The organism is Nesterenkonia salmonea, assembly GCF_005771525.1.
In the GTDB taxonomy this organism is placed as follows: Bacteria; Actinomycetota; Actinomycetes; order Actinomycetales; family Micrococcaceae; genus Nesterenkonia; species Nesterenkonia salmonea.
Window position 1 is genome coordinate 1 of record NZ_VAVZ01000011.1, and the last position, 20,136, is coordinate 20,136.

At 61.3% G+C, this 20,136-nt stretch carries 21 protein-coding genes; 7 read left to right on the plus strand and 14 right to left on the minus strand.

The genetic code is table 11. The features are described from left to right. Together FEF26_RS05385 and FEF26_RS05390 are read left to right on the plus strand one after the other, a co-directional pair. Window positions 1–574: HAD-IC family P-type ATPase (locus tag FEF26_RS05385; protein ID WP_138252518.1), on the plus strand; the 574-nt coding region annotated here is incomplete at its 5' end. 50 nt (window positions 575–624) lie between these two features. Beyond that, window positions 625–936: a metal-sensitive transcriptional regulator gene (locus tag FEF26_RS05390; RefSeq protein ID WP_138252519.1), complete on the plus strand. Its 312-nt coding sequence runs from the start codon at window positions 625–627 to the stop codon at window positions 934–936. 50 nt (window positions 937–986) lie between these two features. On the opposite strand, the gene FEF26_RS05395 is transcribed toward FEF26_RS05390, so the two are convergent. From FEF26_RS05395 to FEF26_RS05415, 5 genes are all read right to left on the minus strand, one after another. Further along, window positions 987–1,580 (minus strand): CueP family metal-binding protein, encoded by a 594-nt coding sequence (locus FEF26_RS05395; protein WP_138252520.1) that lies wholly within the window; start codon window positions 1,578–1,580, stop codon window positions 987–989. A 58-nt stretch (window positions 1,581–1,638) separates the two neighbouring features. Then, a complete protein-coding gene (locus FEF26_RS05400; RefSeq protein ID WP_138252521.1) occupies window positions 1,639–2,250 on the minus strand; it encodes a DUF305 domain-containing protein in 612 nt (203 codons plus the stop codon). Between the two features lie 127 nt (window positions 2,251–2,377). Further along, a complete protein-coding gene (locus FEF26_RS05405; protein WP_138252522.1) occupies window positions 2,378–3,469 on the minus strand; it encodes a DUF418 domain-containing protein in 1,092 nt (363 codons plus the stop codon). 164 nt (window positions 3,470–3,633) lie between these two features. Continuing rightward, window positions 3,634–4,752: a sensor histidine kinase gene (locus FEF26_RS05410; protein ID WP_138252523.1), complete on the minus strand. Its 1,119-nt coding sequence runs from the start codon at window positions 4,750–4,752 to the stop codon at window positions 3,634–3,636. Beyond that, entirely contained in the window at window positions 4,749–5,453 is a 705-nt protein-coding gene (locus tag FEF26_RS05415; RefSeq protein ID WP_138252524.1) for a response regulator transcription factor, read from the minus strand. Before FEF26_RS05415 ends, FEF26_RS05410 begins: the two co-directional genes overlap by 4 nt. A 280-nt stretch (window positions 5,454–5,733) precedes the next feature. On the opposite strand from FEF26_RS05415, the gene FEF26_RS05420 reads away from it, so the two are divergent. Further along, on the plus strand, window positions 5,734–6,660 hold the full coding sequence (locus tag FEF26_RS05420; protein ID WP_138252525.1) for a C40 family peptidase: 927 nt from the start codon (window positions 5,734–5,736) through the stop codon (window positions 6,658–6,660). Between the two features lie 91 nt (window positions 6,661–6,751). Here the strand turns inward: FEF26_RS05420 and FEF26_RS05425 are convergent, their stop codons facing one another. Then, entirely contained in the window at window positions 6,752–7,417 is a 666-nt protein-coding gene (locus FEF26_RS05425) for a histidine phosphatase family protein (RefSeq protein ID WP_138252526.1), read from the minus strand. Between the two features lie 58 nt (window positions 7,418–7,475). Between FEF26_RS05425 and FEF26_RS05430 the strand changes: the two genes are divergently transcribed. Beyond that, window positions 7,476–8,471 carry an exosortase/archaeosortase family protein gene (locus FEF26_RS05430; RefSeq protein ID WP_138252527.1) on the plus strand — a complete coding sequence of 332 codons (996 nt, stop codon included), beginning with the start codon at window positions 7,476–7,478 and terminating at the stop codon, window positions 8,469–8,471. A gap of 9 nt (window positions 8,472–8,480) precedes the next feature. Here FEF26_RS05430 and purN read toward each other — a convergent pair whose 3' ends face one another. Then, the gene (gene purN / locus FEF26_RS05435; protein ID WP_138252584.1) at window positions 8,481–9,071 is read right to left on the minus strand and encodes a phosphoribosylglycinamide formyltransferase; all 591 of its coding nucleotides are present in this window, start codon (window positions 9,069–9,071) and stop codon (window positions 8,481–8,483) included. A gap of 86 nt (window positions 9,072–9,157) precedes the next feature. Here purN and FEF26_RS05440 point away from each other — a divergent pair, with 86 nt between their 5' ends. Continuing rightward, window positions 9,158–9,625, plus strand: a complete 468-nt coding sequence (locus FEF26_RS05440; RefSeq protein WP_138252528.1) for a hypothetical protein — start codon at window positions 9,158–9,160, stop codon at window positions 9,623–9,625. On the opposite strand, the gene FEF26_RS05445 is transcribed toward FEF26_RS05440, so the two are convergent. Further along, window positions 9,626–10,918, minus strand: coding sequence for a cell division protein PerM (locus FEF26_RS05445; protein WP_138252529.1), 1,293 nt, complete (start codon window positions 10,916–10,918; stop codon window positions 9,626–9,628). It lies immediately after the preceding gene. A 220-nt stretch (window positions 10,919–11,138) separates the two neighbouring features. On the opposite strand from FEF26_RS05445, the gene FEF26_RS05450 reads away from it, so the two are divergent. Further along, window positions 11,139–12,362 (plus strand): glycosyltransferase family 4 protein, encoded by a 1,224-nt coding sequence (locus tag FEF26_RS05450; RefSeq protein ID WP_138252530.1) that lies wholly within the window; start codon window positions 11,139–11,141, stop codon window positions 12,360–12,362. A gap of 73 nt (window positions 12,363–12,435) precedes the next feature. On the opposite strand, the gene FEF26_RS05455 is transcribed toward FEF26_RS05450, so the two are convergent. The 4 genes from FEF26_RS05455 to FEF26_RS05470 all read right to left on the minus strand — a co-directional run bounded on the left by FEF26_RS05455 (window position 12,436) and on the right by FEF26_RS05470 (window position 17,274). Next, window positions 12,436–13,593: an App1 family protein gene (locus tag FEF26_RS05455; RefSeq protein ID WP_138252531.1), complete on the minus strand. Its 1,158-nt coding sequence runs from the start codon at window positions 13,591–13,593 to the stop codon at window positions 12,436–12,438. Window positions 13,594–13,661: 68 nt separating this feature from the next. Next, window positions 13,662–15,128 (minus strand): MFS transporter, encoded by a 1,467-nt coding sequence (locus tag FEF26_RS05460; RefSeq protein WP_138252532.1) that lies wholly within the window; start codon window positions 15,126–15,128, stop codon window positions 13,662–13,664. 30 nt (window positions 15,129–15,158) lie between these two features. After that, on the minus strand, window positions 15,159–16,271 hold the full coding sequence (locus FEF26_RS05465) for a VIT1/CCC1 transporter family protein (RefSeq protein ID WP_138252533.1): 1,113 nt from the start codon (window positions 16,269–16,271) through the stop codon (window positions 15,159–15,161). Between the two features lie 127 nt (window positions 16,272–16,398). Then, the gene (locus FEF26_RS05470; RefSeq protein WP_138252534.1) at window positions 16,399–17,274 is read right to left on the minus strand and encodes an inositol monophosphatase family protein; all 876 of its coding nucleotides are present in this window, start codon (window positions 17,272–17,274) and stop codon (window positions 16,399–16,401) included. Window positions 17,275–17,413: 139 nt separating this feature from the next. Here FEF26_RS05470 and FEF26_RS05475 point away from each other — a divergent pair, with 139 nt between their 5' ends. Continuing rightward, window positions 17,414–17,866, plus strand: coding sequence for a pyridoxamine 5'-phosphate oxidase family protein (locus FEF26_RS05475; RefSeq protein ID WP_138252535.1), 453 nt, complete (start codon window positions 17,414–17,416; stop codon window positions 17,864–17,866). Window positions 17,867–17,947: 81 nt separating this feature from the next. Here the strand turns inward: FEF26_RS05475 and sucD are convergent, their stop codons facing one another. Both sucD and sucC read right to left on the minus strand, forming a co-directional pair. Beyond that, window positions 17,948–18,952 carry a succinate--CoA ligase subunit alpha gene (sucD, locus tag FEF26_RS05480; protein ID WP_138252536.1) on the minus strand — a complete coding sequence of 335 codons (1,005 nt, stop codon included), beginning with the start codon at window positions 18,950–18,952 and terminating at the stop codon, window positions 17,948–17,950. An 18-nt stretch (window positions 18,953–18,970) separates the two neighbouring features. Continuing rightward, window positions 18,971–20,134 (minus strand): ADP-forming succinate--CoA ligase subunit beta, encoded by a 1,164-nt coding sequence (sucC, locus tag FEF26_RS05485; protein WP_138252537.1) that lies wholly within the window; start codon window positions 20,132–20,134, stop codon window positions 18,971–18,973. Between the last annotated feature and the right edge of the window lie 2 nt (window positions 20,135–20,136).

Sequence of the window (20,136 nt, forward strand, 5' to 3'; positions counted from 1 at the left end):
GTCTCGCGATGCGGTCGATGCCCTGCACGCCAATGATGTCCAGGTGGTGATGATCACCGGAGACGCCGAGGCCGTGGCAGAAACCGTGGCCAAAGATCTCGGGATCGACCGAGTCTTCGCAGGAGTCCGCCCTGAGGACAAGGCCGCCAAAGTTGCTGAACTGCAGGACGAAGGCAAGAAAGTGGCCATGGTCGGCGACGGCGTCAATGACGCCCCCGCCCTGGCCCAAGCTGATGTCGGCATCGCCATCGGTGCCGGCACCGACGTGGCCATCGGCTCAGCCGGGGTGATCCTGGCCTCCTCCGACCCCCGCTCGGTGCTCTCAGTCTTCGAGCTCTCCCGTGCCAGCTACCGCAAGATGAAGCAAAACCTGTGGTGGGCTGCCGGCTACAACATCGCCGCCGTGCCACTGGCCGCTGGCGTATTGGCTCCGATCGGATTCGTGCTTCCGATGAGCGTTGGCGCCATCCTGATGTCCGCCTCCACAGTCGTCGTCGCCCTGAACGCTCAACTGCTGCGTCGCCTAGACCTCACCCCGCAGGCCAGCACCGACCGGCTCATCAAGCGCGTTTAGCACCGGCACATTCCTCACACCAAAAACCCCACCCACAAGGAGAAAACCCAATGCCCGCTACTACCGACTCGGCCACCGGAGACCATGGCTACATCAGCGACAAAGACCGCTACCTCGCCCGACTTAAGCGCATCGAAGGTCAAACCCGCGGCATCCACCGGTTGGTCAGCGAAGACACCTACTGCATCGACATCCTCACCCAGATCAGCGCGATCACGTCCGCACTGAACAACGTTGCCCTTGGCCTGCTGGATGACCACCTCAAACACTGCGTTGTTGGAGCGGTACAGGGCGGCGGCGCTGAGGCAGACGCGAAGATCAGAGAAGCCTCTGACGCCATTGCCCGCCTGGTGCGAAAATGAGCCTCGGTATATATGCACTGCCTTTCAGGTAAGTAGTGCAGTCAACCAGCTCAGGTCAGCTGAGAGGTGGTAAGACAGGTCGGATCGCCTTCTCTGGTTGAGATCGGTGCGGTCGATGTCAGGCCATCGTATTCAATGGTGAGTTCGGCATCTATGTCGCGGGGAAGCCACAGCCCGAAGAACCCGTTGTCGTGTGTTCGCGCAGTTTCGTTGACCAGGACCTCCCCGGTGCCTTCCTCAACCACCGTCACTTCCAACTCTTCATTGCTCATCTCTCCGACACATGTCGTCAAGCTGTGGAAGAAGCACTCGTGGGTCTGGTCTACATAGGGCGCGACCGAGACGTAGAACTCATCCTCGGGCAGGGGGACCCAGGATTCGTTGCCCTGATCATCGACCATCACCACCGCTTCAGTTTCAACGGATGCGACAAAATCGGTGGGGCGCTCCTCCAACGGCAACCTTTCGAGTTTTTCGACAACTTCCCGCCCGGAGGCGTCCTCCAATCCCGAGGCTGACAGCGGAGTGTCGCTGGCGCCAGAAGGTGATGAGGGGTCTTGCGACGCACATCCCGCGATAAGCACCATCACGGCAAACGCTGCGGCGGTTGTCCTGAAGCGTCCGGCGTGGTTGCTCCGATTCATAGTCAGGCCTCCTCGGCACTGGGTAGTTCGGCAATTTGTTGGAAAGCCCGGTTTCGGTTCAGAGGTTGTCGCGCAATTCTCCCATCTCTACAATCTCTGCGCTCTGATCAGAGATGATGTTCTCTGAGAGTTCCAGGGCCTCTGGACTCTCTCCAGCCTCGAGGTGCTCTTCAGCCATGCTCACGGCACCTTCGTGATGGATAATCATCTGGTCCAGGAACATGCGGGACGCCTCGTCACCCTCTGCAGACTCCAACTCTGCCAGGTCCTCTTCGCTCATCATACCTTCGTGACCACCGTCGTCCGTCATGTCACCGTGATCGCCGTGGTCGTCGTCGTTCGGCTCGTACCCCCACGCTTCCAGCCACGATTCCATCTGCTCAATCTCAGGCTGCTGAGCGGCTCGGATGTCTTCTGCCAAAGCGGAGACCTCAGAGTCAGCATTATCGGTCTGCAGCAAAATATCTGACATTTCCACCGCTTGCTCGTGATGGGCAATCATCCCGGAGGCATACTCGATATCGGCATCGTTGAAGTTTGTATCAGCGGCCTCAGCTTGTTCTTCCTGTGCGGCAGAATCTTCGGCCTCGGTGCCAGGGTCCCCACAGGCAGCAAGTGCAACAGATGCTGCGAACAAACTTACCGCGATTGCATTGGTTCTATTCTTCATGACGTGATCTCCTCCGAATCGGCTCCCCCAAGTAAACATGAGGGTGAAGCTGTCAGTCGCACCCACAGAGGGTCCTTCAGAGGATCTTTACCAAAGGTATAAGTGGACTTGAAGATGCACTGAGCAGTCACGTGTTCCTAGGTCGCAGCTGCGGCGGGCGGAGAAGAACTTCCAGCGGCCCATGGGTAGCGAACCGAAGCCAGAAAAACGAGAGAGTCATCAGTAAGGCAATAACCATGCCGCTGACCAACAATCCTTCAGCGAGACTCGCTGGCCCAGGCCTGACCACAATAGCAAGAATGATCAAATGACCCACATAGCTGGTGAAGGCCAACCGCCCCAGCTTCGCGAGCGGTTGCAGCCATACGTGATCACAGGTGCGAATCTTCAGACACACCCCTAATATGACGACGGCCGCTCCGGTGCTTTCAATCAGCCACAGAGGCATCTGCGAGTGTGCAACGGAGCTTATGAGCCGTTGCCACCCCTGATGACTCGTGGGCTCCCCCAGGAAATTGATGAGCGCAAACGAGATGGTCCTCGCTGCGAAGGCGGCGAGCGCACCCCAGACGATGAGCCGAGTGCTCAAAAGCCGACTGGTCAGGTCCCGCCGTCCAAGCCACATCCCGACGAGAAACGGTGCAGCCCATACAACAACCGGGTATGGTCCCGTAAGGAAAATACCGAGCAGCAGTTCGCCAGGGGAGTCAGTGACACTGAGCGGGTCACGGGCAAAAGCCCTATCAGCGTTTCTCTGAACTGTGATCCACACTATGGGTCCGAGCGAGGCGCTCAATCCGGCGATAACGAGCAGGGCGGACGCGGGAGCTCGAGTGAGCGGGAGCGCCGCCGTGAACAGCACAGCATAGGTCACCAAAATCACCGAGACGCCGTGGTCCAAGGCCTGGAGAGCCAGTCCACCCACAAACAACACCGATGCCCGCCACAAAATAGCGCCCGCCGGTATGCGCGTTTCTCCGCTACGAGCGCGCCGGGTCAAGAGACAGAATCCTATTCCCCCTAGCAGCATGAAGAGTAGCGAAGCGCGTCCGTAGGGAAGGCGGTAAAGCACCTCGGCCACGCTGTCTCCACCGCGAGGTCCCACGTTGACGATGATCATGCCCGCCACAGCAAGTCCGCGAGCCGCGTCCAGTGCGGCGAGCCGCCCCGGGCTCGGCCTGTCGTTTTGCTCGAGTGAGGACGCGATCGGAGGTGCCAATGTCGCGCTCCCTGGGGTGATGCGGTCTTCGGTAGACGCGATCTTTTCTCGCGACTCTCTAGGCTAAACCAATCCCCCTGCTGTACTGACCAAACGACAGCTCCTTGACCGAATCTTTATCGCATCTTCGTCAGATTCCGGTAATTGCTGAGCATGGATGTGTTTCAGCCGTGGCGCGGCAACTCCACGGTAAAGCTGGCTCCATGCCCAAGGCCGCAGCTTTCGGCCCTCACGTTGCCACCGTGGGCCTCAACAATGGAACGCACGATGGCCAGCCCGATACCGGAACCACCGTGGGCGCGATCACGGGCGGTATCGACCCGGTAGAACCTTTCGAACAGGTGAGGAAGGTGCTCTGACGCGACGCCACGCCCCGAGTCTTCAACACTCAGGAAAACTGCTGTGGAATCGCTGCAAGCCCGCAATATGACCTGGTCACCCTGCTGCGTGTGTCGCAGAGCGTTGTCCAGCAGGTTCGTCAGAACCTGGGAAAGACGATCGCGGTCCCCCAGCACCACGGCGCCTTCGGACGCTTCATCAACCTCCAGAGCGACATGACGTGCTGCATAGGAGCTGCGTGCTTGTCCCTGCGCAGCGGTGATGAGGTCGGCGACCGAAACGGCTTGGGTCTCTATACTCAATCGATGTTCTTCTGCAGAGCTCACTAATGAGATGTCTTCCGCGAGACGCTTCAGGCGGTCGGTCTGCACACGCAGCATGCTCAGAGTTTCGGAGTCGGCGGCCGCGACACCATCGAGCATCGCCTCCAGGTAGCCGTCTACCGTCGCGAGAGGTGTTCGCACCTCGTGGGCCAAGTCAGACAGCAGCCGCTTGCGAGTGTGTTCTGTCTCGTCGAGTTCTGCGGCCATCCGGTTGAACGCCGAAATCATCTCCGTGAACTCCGCGCCCATGGCACCCTCTGGCACTCGGGCACTGTAATCTCCAGCTGCCACCCGCATCGCAGCGCTGCGCACTTTATTCAGAGGTCGCGCTATTCGGCGGGCGAGAAAGACACTGACCAAAACGGACGCCACGCAAGCTGCTATCAGCGCTAGTAGGAGTGTGAGCTGCCACGATGCATCGAAGGCCTCCTCAGCGTGCCTCACCACCTCTGGGTCCGGGTGAGGAGTCTCAACCAGGAGCATGTGCTCATGAAAGATGATCGGTCCGGTAAGAAGTGCCACAGCCCAAGCTGTCACAGCCCCTACGCCTAGGACGAGAACCGCTCCGAGGAATATCCGGACTCCGAGCCGGTCGTCCCACGGTGGCGTACCAGATTTCATGGTCGCATCCGTAATTTGTATCCCACGCCACGCACTGTCTGGATGAAGCGCGACTCAGCGGGGTCGTCCTGTATTTTTCGCCGGAGATTTCCGATGTGGACATCCACCAGATGTTCATCCCCTATCCATTCGTCACCCCACACTTGAGTGATCAACTCGCGGCGCGACTTGGCGGTCCCGGGTTCAGCGATGAGGGCGGCCAACAGCTCGAACTCGGTCCGAGTCACCTCCACTTGCCTATCCTCGAGCCACACCTCGCGCGCATTGGCGTCAATGACCAGGTCCCCCACCCTGTGCCTCCGACCTTCATGTCCCGGCCGTGACCTGCGCAACATAGCCCGAACCCTCAGCACGAGCTCTCGCGGACTGAATGGTTTCGTCACGTAGTCGTCAGCACCCACGGAGAGCCCAATGAGGCGATCCACCTCTTCGGCACGGGCGGTCAGCATAATGACGAAACAATCCGAAAATGTTCGAATCCGCCGGCAGACCTCCACCCCGTCCATCCCAGGTAGACCCAGATCAAGAATGACCACGGCAGGCTCAAGATCGTGCACCATCTGCACGGCCTCGCTACCGTCATCAGTGGCATCTACTGAAAACCCCTCCCGGTGCAGGTACTCACCGATTAAGCGCACCAGAGGCGCCTCGTCGTCCACCACGAGCACAGTTGGAAGTGCCGCTACTCTTCTTGGAACCATTCTTCGACCCTAGAGGAGGTTCCCGCACGCGACGTCACTGGCGCGACGATTGTTCGAACACTTCGCACCAGACTTCCGCGATAATCCACCTGCGGGCCGAAGTGACCTGGGCCCGAAGATCTTCACCGTTACCTAATTGTGACAAGTATATGGATTTGTTATAGAGTCGGGCCCGTGCTTGGCAGAGAAGTCCAACTCTGTTGCAGGTCCGGTGAAGCCCGTATCAACCCTGGACGGGCATTCGCTGAACTACCGCAAACCCCTAGGGAAGGTTCGACAAGTGACTGACACAACTTCTTATGACACACGCCGTGCTCGCCGCCGCGCAGCCCGCAAGACTCGGGTCGGTGCCGATACGGCAGCAGCTGGACGTGCAACCGCAGCCGTCCTGGCCGCTTCAGGCCTGGTGATCACCACTGGTGTAGCCGCTAGCGCCCACACCGACTCTGAGGAGGGCCGCGACTCCGCTACGGTTGAGCTCAGCGCCTCGGAGCTCAGTGTCGAACGTGCCTCCAATGTTGCTCCACAGGCGGTGTCGACCGCCCCCGACATGGACCTGACGTTTGAACGTCCCACCATGACGTCTGAGACCGCTCCAGAACCTGAACCCGAGCCCGCCCCAGAGCCGGAACCAGCGCCAGAGCCAGAGCCTGCCCCAGAACCGGAGCCGGAACCAGCGCCAGAGCCGGAGCCGGAGCCGGAGCCTGCCCCTGAACCTGCTCAGGGACCGGTCGATGAGGCGAGCGCCGAATCTCAGCAGTCTTCCGCGCCGCAGCAGCAGGAGCCTCAGCAGCAGAGCCAGTCCAACACCGGCCCCGCCACCTCAGGGGGCACCCAAGACCGCCCCTCCAACGACGGTGGTGGCAGCAGCTCTGTAGTCAGCGCGGCCTACGCCGGGCTTGGAGTGCCGTATCAGTGGGGAGGGACCACCACTTCCGGCTTCGACTGCTCCGGATTCATCAACTGGGCCTACAACCGCGCGGGTCAGGGCGGGCTACCCCGCACCACCTACGGGATGGAAGCATCTCTTCCGCGAGTCTCCAGCCCGCAGCCCGGTGACATCGTTCTGGCCAACAACAGCAGTCACGGTGCCATCTACGTCGGCAACGGTCAGGTCATTTCCGCCACCGTCTCTAACGGCATCGCTGTTCACGACATCGATGCCGGATGGCACCAGGTCAACGCGATCCTGCGCCCCGGAGGCTGAACCTGTTCTCACTGAAAGTTCTACAACGTAGGGGCGTGATCCGACAGGGTCACGCCCCTACGTTTTTGAGTTTCTCTCGATTTCCTCGGATCTACGCTCCCGGCAGTGCCAGAGCCTGTTTGCTGAGCTCTTTATTGGGTTCGGTGTAGCTGACCGATTCCACGCCGGTGGGGCCGATCCGCAGGCTCGTAACGGAGGTCAGTGTGCATTCGCGCTGGCGAGGATCGTGCCACAGAGGACGCTGCTCAGCCCACAACCTGGTCACCCAGATCGGCAACTGGTGAGAGACGATGACCGCCTCAGCACCATCGCCGTGCTCTGTAAGTGCCCGGTCAGCTACATCCTTCACGGCCTGAAGGACGCGTTCCACTTGGTGCTTATACGGCTCGCCCCAGGATGGCCGGAAGGGGTTGCGCAGCAACGGCCAGTACTTGGGAGTTCGGAGGTGTCGCCTGACATTGGAAAGACCTTCGAATGCGTTCTCCGCCTCTAAAACCCGGTCCTCAATGGTCACCGGTAGGCTGAGCTTCGCAGCCAGTGGCGCAATAGTCTCCTGCGCCCTCTGCAGCGGCGAGGCTGCGAGCAGGTGCACCGGATGCCCGCGCTCGGAGCGCTGGACGAAGTGGTCGGCGATGCCCTCAGCCATTTGTTGGCCCAATGTGGAGAGCCCGAAACTGGGCAGCCTGCCGTAGAGCACTTTGTCAGGGTTGTGCACTTCGCCGTGCCGGACAAGATGAACAGTGACGGTGTCAGCCATAGAGGCCAGTCTTGCAGTTTCTAGAGAAAATTCAGAGCCTGGCGCTAAAGTGGCGTTCATGAGTACTACGCCGAATGACGACGCCGCCTCGCAAAGTCCACACGGAGACGACACTCCGGAACAGTCGTCTGAGAAGAGGCCTCAACCTCGCTATGGCGCCTATGCGCCGAATGACGGGCCAAGCAGCTCGGGAGCCGAACCTCACGCCGAGTCCGCACCCGAGTCCGGCGGCGCACCGCAGTCAGGAAGCCAGTACAACCCCTACGGGCAGCCCACGTGGGGGCAATCAGGGGCTAGCCAATCTGGGTCTGGCCAACCAGACAGCGGACAAACTCACGGCAGCCAGTCCCCAGGGTGGCAGTCCGGAGGCTGGCAACAGGGATACCAAAATCCCTCAGGCAGTCCCTATGGCGACCCCCACAATCAGTCCGGGTGGCAGCAGTCCAGCGATTCTCAACAGCCCACCGCTCAACAGGGTGGCTACCCTCCGCAGGCATACGCTGCCCCGGAGCGGCCCAAACGGCCCGGGACCCTCTGGGGTGTCTTGGCCGCACTTCTGGCAGCGGGTATGACATCCCTGATCTGGGGCATCTACGTGTTCGTCACACTTCCAACGCAGACGATGGACCAAGTGTTCGGGGGCGGCTTCTCCGATGCGTTCGTCGAGGAGATGGAACGCCAGTCGGCCCAGGACCCAGAGCTGCAGAACCTCAGCGCACAGGAGATGGAGGAAGTGACGCTCCTTGGCATCGGCGTGATTGCGCTGATCTGGGCGTTCATCCTCTTGGCGCTCTACGTCACCACTGCGTTCCTCGGATCCATGGCCGGCAACGCAGGGCGCGTTCTTGCCACCATATGGGCCGCACTGAGCATTCTGTTCTTCTTCCTTGGCTACGACGGCATCACCTACGGCATCATTTTTGTCACAGTGGCACTGAGTATCGCGGCGATTGTCTTCATGTGGCTGCCTGCGTCCAGTAAGTACATTCGTCACCGCAAATGGGAAAAAGAGGTCAGCCGCAGCGGGTACTACAACAACCCCGCCCAGCATTAGGGGGCCGAACTAGCCGCCTAAGTGAATCTGCCCGCTCGCTACTGCGGACAAGGTCTCGACCAATAGCCGGCGTTCCTGGACCTTGATGCGCTCGTGCAGCGAGGCGGCGTCGTCGTGCTCTCTGACCTCAACTGCGGCTTGGGCCAGAATTGGACCGGTGTCCACACCGGCATCGACTTGGTGCACGGTGCAGCCGGTGATCTTCACACCATGAGCCAGCGCATCCCGCACCCCATGTGCGCCGGGGAAGCTGGGCAACAGTGCCGGGTGGGTGTTGATGATGGGGGCGCCGACCGATGTCAGGAACTGCTCAGACAGAATTTTCATGAACCCTGAGGTCACCAGCAGTTCCGGCTCGTAGGAGCGCACAGCCGCACAGAGCTCTCGGTTCCATTCCGCCCGGCGCTGCGGCGACGCACCCCGCTCCAAAGGCACGGCAAAGGTGGGGATGCTGGCGGCTTCGGCGCGCTGCAGGCCCCCGCAGCCGTCAACATCTGAGCCCACGGCGGCGATCTGCACATCCAGCTGCCCGGACTGCGCGGCATCGAGCACTGCCTGCAGGTTGGACCCCGAGCCGGATACCAGCACCACAATTCGCATCGTTCGCACGCTCCTGCGTCTCATCTCTTCTTACTGAGCCGGATGCCCGGCTCGCTTCCGTGCAAGCCTATAAGCTAGTACTCACCATGAGCGCCACCCCTCCCCCCGGCCAGCCGACCACACCGCCGACGCCCACCTCAGTCCCGCCATCCAAAAAGGACCGGCCCGAGCTTGACGACGACACCCGCCGCTTCTACTCGAGGGTCATCGGCTGGCTCGTTCTGGCTTTGATTGTCGCCTACGCGGGCCTGCAGATGCCGCTCCCCTGGCGGCTTGTCACGATCGCTGCCTCCCTGGTCGGGGTCAGCGTGGCGGTCTTCCTGCTGGTGCGGGCCATCCGGAAGAAGCTGCCGATCACGATCATGGTCGGCGCGCTCATTTTCATCACATGCTTCGCGTTCTTACTCTTCTCCGCAGGTTTCCAAGCGATCTTCTGGGACGCATCTGTGCAGTTCGATGAATGTCTGCGAAGTGCCGTGACAGAAAGATCTACCCAGCGCTGCTACGAAAACTACGAGCACAACATGCTCGACTCAATCCCCGGGCTGCGCTGACTACTTAGCCTCTGCGGAGAAGGAATCTTCCTCGGCGTCGTCGTGATCTTCAGAACGGCGCCGAGGCACCAGCAGCCTTGCGGCAGGGGCAGCCAGATAGCCAACCACCGTTCCTGCCGCCACCCAGGCGGCCAGAAGTCCCGCGGTGAGCGCCGCGTGGGGCCCGACATCATTGAGCTGGCCCATCCCCAGAGAAATATGGGACAACCAGAGCGGGCCAATCAGCAGCAGGCCCGCCACCGCGCCGGTGATCGCCGCAAGCGTCACCGTAGATACTGCCAGCGATAGCGGGCGAAGCTTCAGTTTGAGCTGACACCAGTCATCAAAGTGATTCTCCCCTTCGCGCATCAGCCACCACCCAGCCACCACACCCGCCAGAACGGGCAGGCACAGAGTAGCCAGCGAATACTCATACACCTGATCTGGCAGCGCGGCGAGCAGCGGTACCGCCGGCACCATGCCCAGCTCGGTTTCAAAAGGTCCCACCGGAGAACCAGACCCAAGGTTGAACCCGGCACCGGTGGAGTACGCCAGAGCCCACAGCACCAGGTTCGGCGCCAAGCCCAGGTGCAGCAGAGTCAACCCGGCACCACCAGAGATTCCGGCATCAAGCTCCTGGTACGCATTGGCCACATCCATCCAACGCCAACCCACCCAGCCGGCCAGCAGCAGAGCAGAAAGACCGACAGCGGTGGCTGCTGCGACCATCCCACCGCGCACCACAGCCCACGCGTACGCTCCAGCCCATTTCAGCCGCTGGGAAAAGTCCTCCACCCAGGACTCCAGGTCCACCCCAATCATGCGGGTGGCGCTGCGGGCCTCCACGTAGCAGCCCGCCAAGGAGCCCAACCCGGTCAGCACCGCGGCGGCGACACCCGCCCACACCAATGTTCCCGGGTCATCAACTCCGAAGCGAGCAATCCCCACCGCTGCTGCCGCATAAGTCAACGCGAAAATGGAAAGCCCCTGCCACAGCTGGACAGGGTACGCCCCTTGAGCCAGGCGGCGGCCAGCGCGCCAGGACAACATGAAAGGCACCAGGGTGAAACCCAACGGCACCAGATGGAACCACCCGGAGTCAGCATTCTCCGCAAGGTTCAGCGGAACCGCGTGAATCACCAACCACGCTTGGGCGGCGACTTCGGCGGTAGCCTGCGGATCAAAATCTCCCCAACTGCGCACCAGGCCGACACCCAGCACCGGGACGGCCACCAGCAGAGCAGTGGCCAGAACCGCCTGGATAGCCTCGAAGAGACCGAAAAGCCACAACGGCGGAGGGGGAAGTTTACGCATCGACACCATGCTAGTCCCGGTGGCGGGGAAACCCCGCTCACCTCTCGGCCGTGTACAGCAGCCACGACCTTCACCCCGCTAGTCCCGGTGGCGGGGAAACCCCGCTCACCTTCCGCTGATTGCGTGTGAACTGTCAGGGTCCATAAACGTTCACGAACTGTTCACCCGGTTCGTACCAACATGTCGGCCCACGGCTACCCTGAACATCCACTATGAAGATGTGAAGGTCGTAGTAGTCGCAGAATCGTTCCTGCCCCATATGAACGGAGTCACCAACTCCGTTCTCAAAGTCCTCGCCCATTTGCGCCGCCGCGGTGATGATGTGACCGTCATTGCTCCCGCTGACTCCTTCCTCGAATCCAACCCGCTGGCAGAACACCCGCCGCAGCAGCCGCAACTTTGCTCAGGCTTCCCCGTAGTGAGGGTGCCTTCCATCCCGCTGCCGGACTACCCGAAGGTCCGGGTCGCCGCCGGGTTCGTGATGCGCATCCGTCACCTGTTGGAGCAGCTCCAACCAGATGTGGTGCATGTGGCCTCACCGTTCGTCCTGGGGTGGCGAGCCATCCAGGCAGCCGATGCGCTGGGCCTACCGACCGTGTCGATCTACCAGACTGAGGTCCCCACATACGCGGCCCGCTACCGGGTCCCCAGGGCTGAAGAACTGATGTGGCAGCACGTGGAACGGATGCACAATGCCTCCACCCTGACCCTGGTGCCCAGCTCATTCTGCAAGACCCAGCTGCGTGAACGTGGCATCCACCGGCTCAAGACCTGGCGGCGTGGAGTGGATCTGGAACTCTTCTCCCCCGAAAGACGATCTGCACAACTGCGAACACGGATCGCCCCCAACGGGGAGAAGCTCATCGGGTTTGTCGGAAGGCTCGCAGCAGAGAAGCAGATCGAAGACCTCGCAGTTCTGGACACCATGCCTGGGACTCGACTGGTCATCATCGGCACCGGTCCAGAGCAAAAAATGCTGCGCCGGAAGCTGCCCAATGCTTACTTTGCGGGTTTCCAATCTGGGGATGGGCTCGGGTCCCATGTGGCGAGCCTGGATGTGTTCGTCCACCCGGGTGAAGCGGAGACTTTCTGCCAGACCATCCAGGAGGCTTTCGCGGCCGCCGTGCCGGTCGTCGCCGTAGGCCGCGGTGGCCCCTTGGATCTGGTGGACCCGGGCCGCACGGGGTGGCTTTACCAGCCCGGCGATCTCGAAGGTATGCGGGCAGCCGTTGAGCATCTCATCACGGACGACGACGCCCGCTCACGCGCCGCCGCTGAAGCTCACCAGGAAGTTCAGGGGCGCACCTGGGAGGCGATCTGCAATCAGCTGATCGGGCACTACGCCCGAGCTGTCGATGTCAACGACAGACTCCAGGCGAACCGCGCACGGCAGTACATCACGTCCAACTGGGCCTCCCGTGCCCTGTTGCCGGGCACGAACTGATCTCGTTCTGCTCACAGCTCCAGACACGGGTGCGCCGGCCCAGCCAAGCGGCCGCAAATAAATCGGAAATGCACTACAAGAGCCCGTAGCCGGCAAGAGTGGTCGCGATGTCTTTACCATCAGGACCATAGATCCAGGGGATGCGGTGCTCGCCGACCTGCTGAATACCCGGAAGATGCTCACCATCGGCGGAGACGCTCATGAGTTGCTCACTATCCGGGTGCTCAGCGCGGCCACCGGCAAGCACAGCCTCGGAGTAGGTGAGTTCGCGAATGATGACCGCCCGAACCGAAGCAGGATGCCGGCGAGCGAAGTCAGCGTAAATCATAGGGTCGTGCTGGCCATCATCGCCCATCAGGATCCACTTCACCTGGGGGAACTCCTCGGCCAGTCGCGCCAACTGCTCCACTTTGTGTTCTTTGCCGGACCGGAACCATCGGTCCTGAGTGGGGCCCCAATCAGTCAGGAGCAGCGGACCGTGCGGATACAGATTACGGGTGAGGAACCTGGTCAGCGTCTGCGCCACGTTCCACGCCCCTGTGGAGACATAAATGACAGCTGATCCTGGATTCTTGGTCAGCAGGCGCTCCATCATGACCGCCATACCGGGAGTTGGGGTCCTGGCGTGCTCGTCCAGCACAAAAGAGTTCCACGCGGCGAGGAAAGGCCGTGGCAGTTTGGTGACGACCACAGTGTCGTCAATATCGCAGATGACACCGGTAGTGACGTTGTCACCAACAATCTGCACTTCGGCCTTGGTCTGCTCAGCTCCGGCAGCCTCAAGGGTGATCTCCTGCCACCCGGGCTCCAGGTGAGCGTCGGCGGGCAGCTCGAGCACCTGGTCCACGATTCCGCCGCGGTCAGCTGACATTCTGAAGGTATGTCCGGCAACTTTCGCGGTGACCTCAGCGAACGGCACCGGCGCGGAGACGAAGTTGCGCCAACCGCGGACCCCATCGGCGATGACCTTGGCCACCCGCCTGCCGTTCTCAAAGTCCGAGCTCGGCGCCATGACAATGCGCGAAAAGACCCTCACCCACCGCGGCGACCCATAACCGGCCAGCGAAAGCACCGTCACGTGTTGGCCACGGTCCCGCGCCAGATTCAGTCGGAATTGGTGCCAGCGGTCTTCAATTTTCATGGCACGGTTACGCGCCGAATGCGAGTAGTGCTTCCGTACCGCTGCCAAGTCCTGACGGATCTCGGTGGGCTGGGGCTTTTCAGTCCTCATCGTCTCCAATACTAATGAACTCGGGAGCGGGCTGAGTCACTCCAGCAATGCGGCGTCGTACTGGAAGTTCATATGGTAGTGCGCAGGGCCGTTTCTTTGATGAGGAGATTGGTGATCACCGCCGGCAGAGTCAGACAAGCAGCAACCAGGAACATGGTGCCAGTGGCATCGGCGTACACCGGTGAAGGCGCAGAAACATTGACCTCAGCCACAGACACTCCCACCACCTGCAGGGCCATCACTGACCCCAGGATGGAGGTCCCTGCCGCGCCCCCGAACACGCGGAAGAACGCGATCAGCGCACTGGCCTGACCGACCCGGGTGACCGAGACCGTGTTCTGGACAATCAGCATCAGGTTCTGCATCTGTGAACCGAAACCCAGACCCACCACCAGCAGGTATGTCAGCACGAGCGGGTAGGGGGTGCCCTGACCCACTGTGGCAAGGGCAAACATGCCGGAACTCATAATGAACGACCCGAAGACGATGTAGACCTTCCAGCGGCCGTAGCGGGTGATCAGCCGCCCGGTAACAAGAGAGCCGATGAGGTTACCCAGCACCAGTGGCAGGATCATGAGCCCGGACTCTGTGGGGCTGAGGCCCCGGCCGATCTGGAAGTACTGACCGAGGAAAGCGGGCATGCCGAACAGGCACACCGCGATGGAGGCTGAGGAGACCGCTGCCAGGAAGGTCGTGCGGTCGATCAGCATGCGCAGTTGAATGATCGGGTTATGCACCTTGCTCTCCACCAAGACAAAGACAGACAGCAGAACCAGAGCCGCAGTCAAGAAACCCGCTGACTGCCAGGAAAGCCAGGCGAAGAACTCAGGTGTACCCGCGAATGAAAGCCAGATCAGCAGCAGACCGGAGGCGATCACCAGCAGCAGTGCACCGAAGTAATCGATGCGACCTGGGCTCCGAATGACGGGCACCCGGAGGGTTCTTGCCACCATGATCATGGCAAACACTGACAGTGGGACACCCACAAAGAAGCACCAACGCCAGCCCAGGGTGTCAACGGTGATGCCGCCGATCAGTGGGCCCAGCGCGGTGGCTGACGCCAGGCACGCGCCGATGTAACCGGCGTACTTTCCGCGCTCGCGCGGGGAGACGATCGAGGCCATGATCGCCATGGCCAATGCGCCCAAACCACCCAATCCGACACCCTGGACGAACCGTGCCGCGATGAGGGTCTCCATATTGGGCGCGAACCCCGCGCCCAGGGACGAAAGGAAGAAGATCACGTTCGCCACCTGGAACAGGACCTTCTTGCTCATCATATCGGCGAGCTTTCCCCACACAGGGGTCGACGACGCGTTCGCCAGCAGGGTGGCCGTGACCACCCAGGAGTACTGTATCTGCGTGCCGCCGAGCTCCTGGGAGATCACCGGAAGCGCGGTGACCACCACATTCATCGAGACCATAGCGGCGAAGAAGACTGCGAGGATGCCGGCGATGGCCCAGCCGAGGTCTCGGCGGGTCATGCCGTCCGGAAGACTGCCCTGCGCAGCCCGAGAACGAGATTTTAGTTGCATTTGCGAACTAGTTTACGGTTCACCTCACAGCTATGCAACACCCACACCGAGTAGCGTTCCCAACAGGTAGGTGATGGCGGCGGCACCGATCCCAATGGCCAGCTGGCGCAGCGCGCGCTTCAGGGGAGAAGCACCTGAGAGCAGGCCGACAATGGCACCGGTGCACAGTAGGGCGATGCTCACCATTGCCGTGGAGAGCCCCACCGCCCACCAGCCGACGGCGCCGAACAGATACGGCAGAACCGGGATCAAGGCACCTACGCCGAAGAAACAGAAGCTGGATCCGGCGGCGGTCCAGGCGGAGCCGACGGCCCGGTGCTCGTCCACTTCGTCTTCCGGCTTGTAGGAACGTTCCGGCCGGCAGTCGCAGTCGAACATGCCGAGCCGCTCCAGTGCGCGGTGTTCGGCGTCCTCTGTGCTCAGCCCCCGGGCACGGTACACGAGCACAAGCTCGTTGTGGTCGAAATCGAGGTCGGGTGCGGCCCGGATAGTGGCCTGGGTGGGGCGGGTGGCGTCGAGCAGCTCACGTTGACTCCGCACAGAGATGAACTCTCCAGCAGCCATGGACAGTGCACCCGCCAGGAGTCCGGCAATGCCGGTCAGTAGCACCACGGTCGCTCCGACACCTGTGCCGCCCATGCCCATAATCAGCGCAAAGTTGGACACTAAACCGTCATTGGCGCCAAATACGGCGGCCCTGAGCCCCCCGGAGAGCTTTTGCCTGCCACGGGCAGCGAGCGCCCGGACAACCTCTTCGTGGACCTCTTCGTCGGCTGCCATCCGGCGCGTCGCATCCTGGTCACTTTCGTAGGGCGATTCGCTCTCAGCCCTCTGGGCTAATGCCAAAACGAACACGGAACCGAAGATGCGCGCAAGCCAGCCGAGCATCACCCGGTGCGCTGAAGGGGAAGGGAGGTTCTCCGCTTTGTCACCGAGAAGGTCTTGCCAGTGGGCTTGGTGACGGCGCTCAGCAGCAGCTAGTCCGAGGAGGATCTGCCGCTCTTGTCCGGTCTTGCGTTTGGCCAGTTGTTCATAGAGCTTGGCTTCTGCGATTTCGTCAGCGAGGTATTTTCTCCACCGCCGAATCTGCTTGGGCCGCGGCTGCGGGCGCGCGTGGTCGGCTTCAGTGTTCACGCACTCCATACTGCCGTGCCCCACGCCAACCCGGGCCTATTGGACAGGGTGTGACGATTATTCAGCACGCCTAAGCGTTTGCCTTGCCTAAACTAGTCGCCTCATGAAGCAGGTCTTACAGCCCCTGATAACGGCCCTAGGACCCGTGGCGGACGAACCGCGCGACGACGTCTGCTGAAGTAGGCGCCTGCACCCCGGGACCGAGGCCCAAGTAACCGGGAGCTAAGTGCAAGTCCTCTGTCACGGAACCGTTCCAGGATTGTTCGCCGCGAGTACCGTAGGGAAGGTAGTTTCCGCCCGCCCGACGCAGAATCAGCTGGGCGGCTGCCACATCCCACGGACTGGTGCGGCAGTTGATGACCACATCGGACCAGCCTGCCGCCAGATGGCAGAGCTCCAAGGCACCGGATACGACCCTGCGCACAGTGGCATAGGTGGTGACCAGCGTTCCGAACGCTTCCAACGCCTCAGCCCCGTACTTCTCCACTCCCCAGGCACCCGGGAAGTTCGTCAGCAGAGCCAGGTTCTCCTCTGCCACTCCGTCCTTCGAAGCAGGGCTGAGGACAGTCTCCTTCCCATCGCGGTTGATGAGGTAGGCGCCGGCGTCGTCCGCGGAAAAGGTCCATTCGTTGATGGGGTCATAGACCACCCCGGCAAGCACCACATTGTCTACGGCCGCGGCCACCGAGACGCTGAACATGGCGAACCCGTGGGCGAAATTGGAGGTGCCGTCGATCGGGTCAATGATCCACTCCACACGGCCTTCACCATGAGATCCGCCCTCCTCCCCCGTAAAACGAGAGTCCGGGACCGCGTTGCTGAGTAGATCGATGAGCGTGGTCTCGGTCTGGGTGTCCCAGACGGTGACCAGGTCATGCGCGGAGGCTTTCAGCTCCACATCCATCTGCGAGCGGAAGGCAGTCTTCAGTGGCGCCCCGGCGGTATGTGCGGCAGTGACGGCGATACTGCGCAATTCGGCAGCGGAAGGATGAGGTGCGCGCGAGTGAGTCATGCATCCACTCTAGAGCTGGAACTGTTAAGGACAGAAACATTTCTGCAGGGCTCGCCTCTGGCGGGGCAATTCGCCGCGAGTAGACTGACAGTGCCGAGCAATTCGGCCCGGTAGACGACTCTAAGGGAGCGACTTCACGATGTTTGATCATCCCAACAACGATCCGGTGCTGAAACTGACTGAGGACCAGTCCTGGACGCTTCTGGAACGAACTCAGCACGGGCGACTGGTAGGCGTAGTCGGTGGGCGACCTGACATCTTCCCCGTCAACATAGCTGTCCGTGACCGCCACGTGTTCTTCCGGACAGCCCCCGGCACAAAGTTGGCCGAAGTGGCGATCAACGACCATGTTCTGATCGAGGCTGACGGTATCCTCTCCGATCAGGCATGGTCGGTAGTAGTGCGGGGCTCGGCGAGACTCCTACAAACTTCCCGGGAAATCGCTGTGGCCGAGACACTGGACCTCAGGCCATGGGTTCCAGGACCAAAAGAACAGTTCGTGGAAGTCACGCCCGCTGAAATCACTGGTCGGCATTTCCAGTTCGGCCCCTACCGCGATGCGGAACTCGGCGAAGGCTCAGAGGGCGGATGAGAGTACGCGCTGACAATGAGTTTTGACGCAGGAAGCCGCCGCCCCATCTGCCCGGGACGGCGGCTTCCTGTATGCAGTGAACTACTTCTTGAAGGTGTCCTTCACTTTGTCCACCAGTGATTCAGCCTTCTCTTTGACGGTCTCCGCTGCGCCTGCGACCGGTGAAGATCCGCTGCCCTTGTAGATCTCGCGCAGAAGCTGCGCGGTCTCAGAAGGGGTCTTGCCGACTTTGACACCGGCAGCTTCCAGAGCTTCTTTCTTAGCCTCAGCCGTTCCGGAGGAGCCGGAAACGATGGCGCCTGCGTGGCCCATGGTCTTGCCCTCTGGCGCGGTGAAGCCTGCCACGTAGCCGACAACCGGCTTGGTGACGTGGGCCTTGATGTACTCCGCGGCGCGCTCTTCAGCGTCACCACCGATTTCACCGATCATGACGATGGCCTCGGTGTCCGGGTCAGCTTCGAAGGCTTCCAGCGCATCGATGTGGGTGGTGCCGATGACTGGGTCACCGCCGATGCCGATGGAGGTGGAGAAACCGATGTCACGCAGTTCGTACATCATCTGGTAGGTCAGGGTTCCGGACTTGGAGACCAAGCCGACTGGACCTTTATTGGTGATGTTGGCGGGGGTGATACCGGCCAACGATTCGCCGGGGGTGATGATGCCTGGGCAGTTGGGGCCAATGATCCGGGTGAGGGGCTTACCGTCGTGGCCTTTTTTGGTGAGCGAGAGGTTGAACAGCTCAGCGGAGTCCTGCACCGGGATTCCCTCAGTGATGATCACCAGCAGACCGATTTCGGCCTCGATGGCCTCCACTGCGGCGTCCTTGGCAAACTTCGGCGGCACGAATGCGACCGAGACATCTGCCCCGGTCTTCTCCATGGCCTCAGTGACGGAGCCGAAGACAGGCAGTTCGATGTCACTGCCGGACTGATCCTTGTGAGCAACGGTAGTGCCGGCTTTACGAGCGTTGACGCCGCCAACAATGTTGGTGCCTGCTTTGAGCATCAGTGCGGTGTGCTTGGTGCCCTCACCGCCGGTGATGCCCTGGACGATGACTTTGGAGTCCTTGTTCAGGTAGATAGACATGTGTGTGAGCCTCAGTCCTTACTTGTTAGCCAGCTCGGCGGCCTTGTCGGCGCCGCCGTCCATCGTGTCAGCGGTGATGACCAGCGGGTGGTTGGCCTCTTTGAGGATCCGGCGGCCTTCTTCTACGTTGTTGCCGTCCAACCGGACCACCAGTGGTTTGGTGGCAGTGTCACCCAGGATCTCGAGGGCCTTGACAATGCCTGTAGCCACAGCGTCACAGGATGTGATGCCGCCAAAGACGTTGACGAACACAGACTTGACCTGCTCATCTCCGAGGATGACGTCGAGTCCGTTGGCCATCACTTCAGCTGATGCGCCACCTCCGATGTCCAGGAAGTTGGCCGGTGTGACTCCGTTGTGAGCCTCACCTGCGTAGGCCACCACGTCGAGGGTGGACATGACCAGTCCTGCACCGTTGCCGATGATCCCTACGGAACCATCGAGCTTGACGTAGTTGAGGTCGTTTTCTTTGGCCTTCGCCTCCAGCGGGTCCTCTGCGGACTCATCGACTAGGTCAGCGTGAGCTGGCTGGCGGAAGGCGGCATTCTCGTCAATGGTGACTTTGCCGTCTAGGGCGATGATGGCGCCGTCGCCGGTCTTGACCAGTGGGTTGACCTCTACCAAGGTGGCGTCTTCAGCGGAGAAGGCTCCCCACAGTTTCTGGAAAGCGTCGACCAGTGCGGGCACCTCCTCGGAGGAGAAACCTGCCTGGGTGGCGATCTCCGCGGCGACATCAGCGTCGATACCGGTGTTGGGATCAAAGTTGTACCGGACCAGCTTCTCCGGGGAGTCGACGGCGAGCTGTTCGATCTCCACGCCGCCTTCCTTGGAGCACATTGCAAGGTAGTTGCGCTCGGCTCGGTCCAGCAGGATTGAGAAGTAGTACTCCTCGGCGATCTCTGCACCCTGGGCGATCATCACGCGGTGCACAGTGTGCCCCTTGATGTCCATGCCGAGGATGGCTTTCGCGTGCTCGTAGGCTTCGTCTGCAGTTTTGGCGAGTTTCACGCCGCCGGCTTTGCCGCGGCCTCCCACCTTAACCTGAGCTTTGACGACGACGACGCCGCCAATCTGCTCAGCAGCTGCCTTTGCTTCTTCTGGGGTTTGCGCCACGATTCCGGCGAGCACGGGTACGCCGTGTGCCTCAAACAGATCGCGCGCCTGGTACTCATACAGGTCCACGT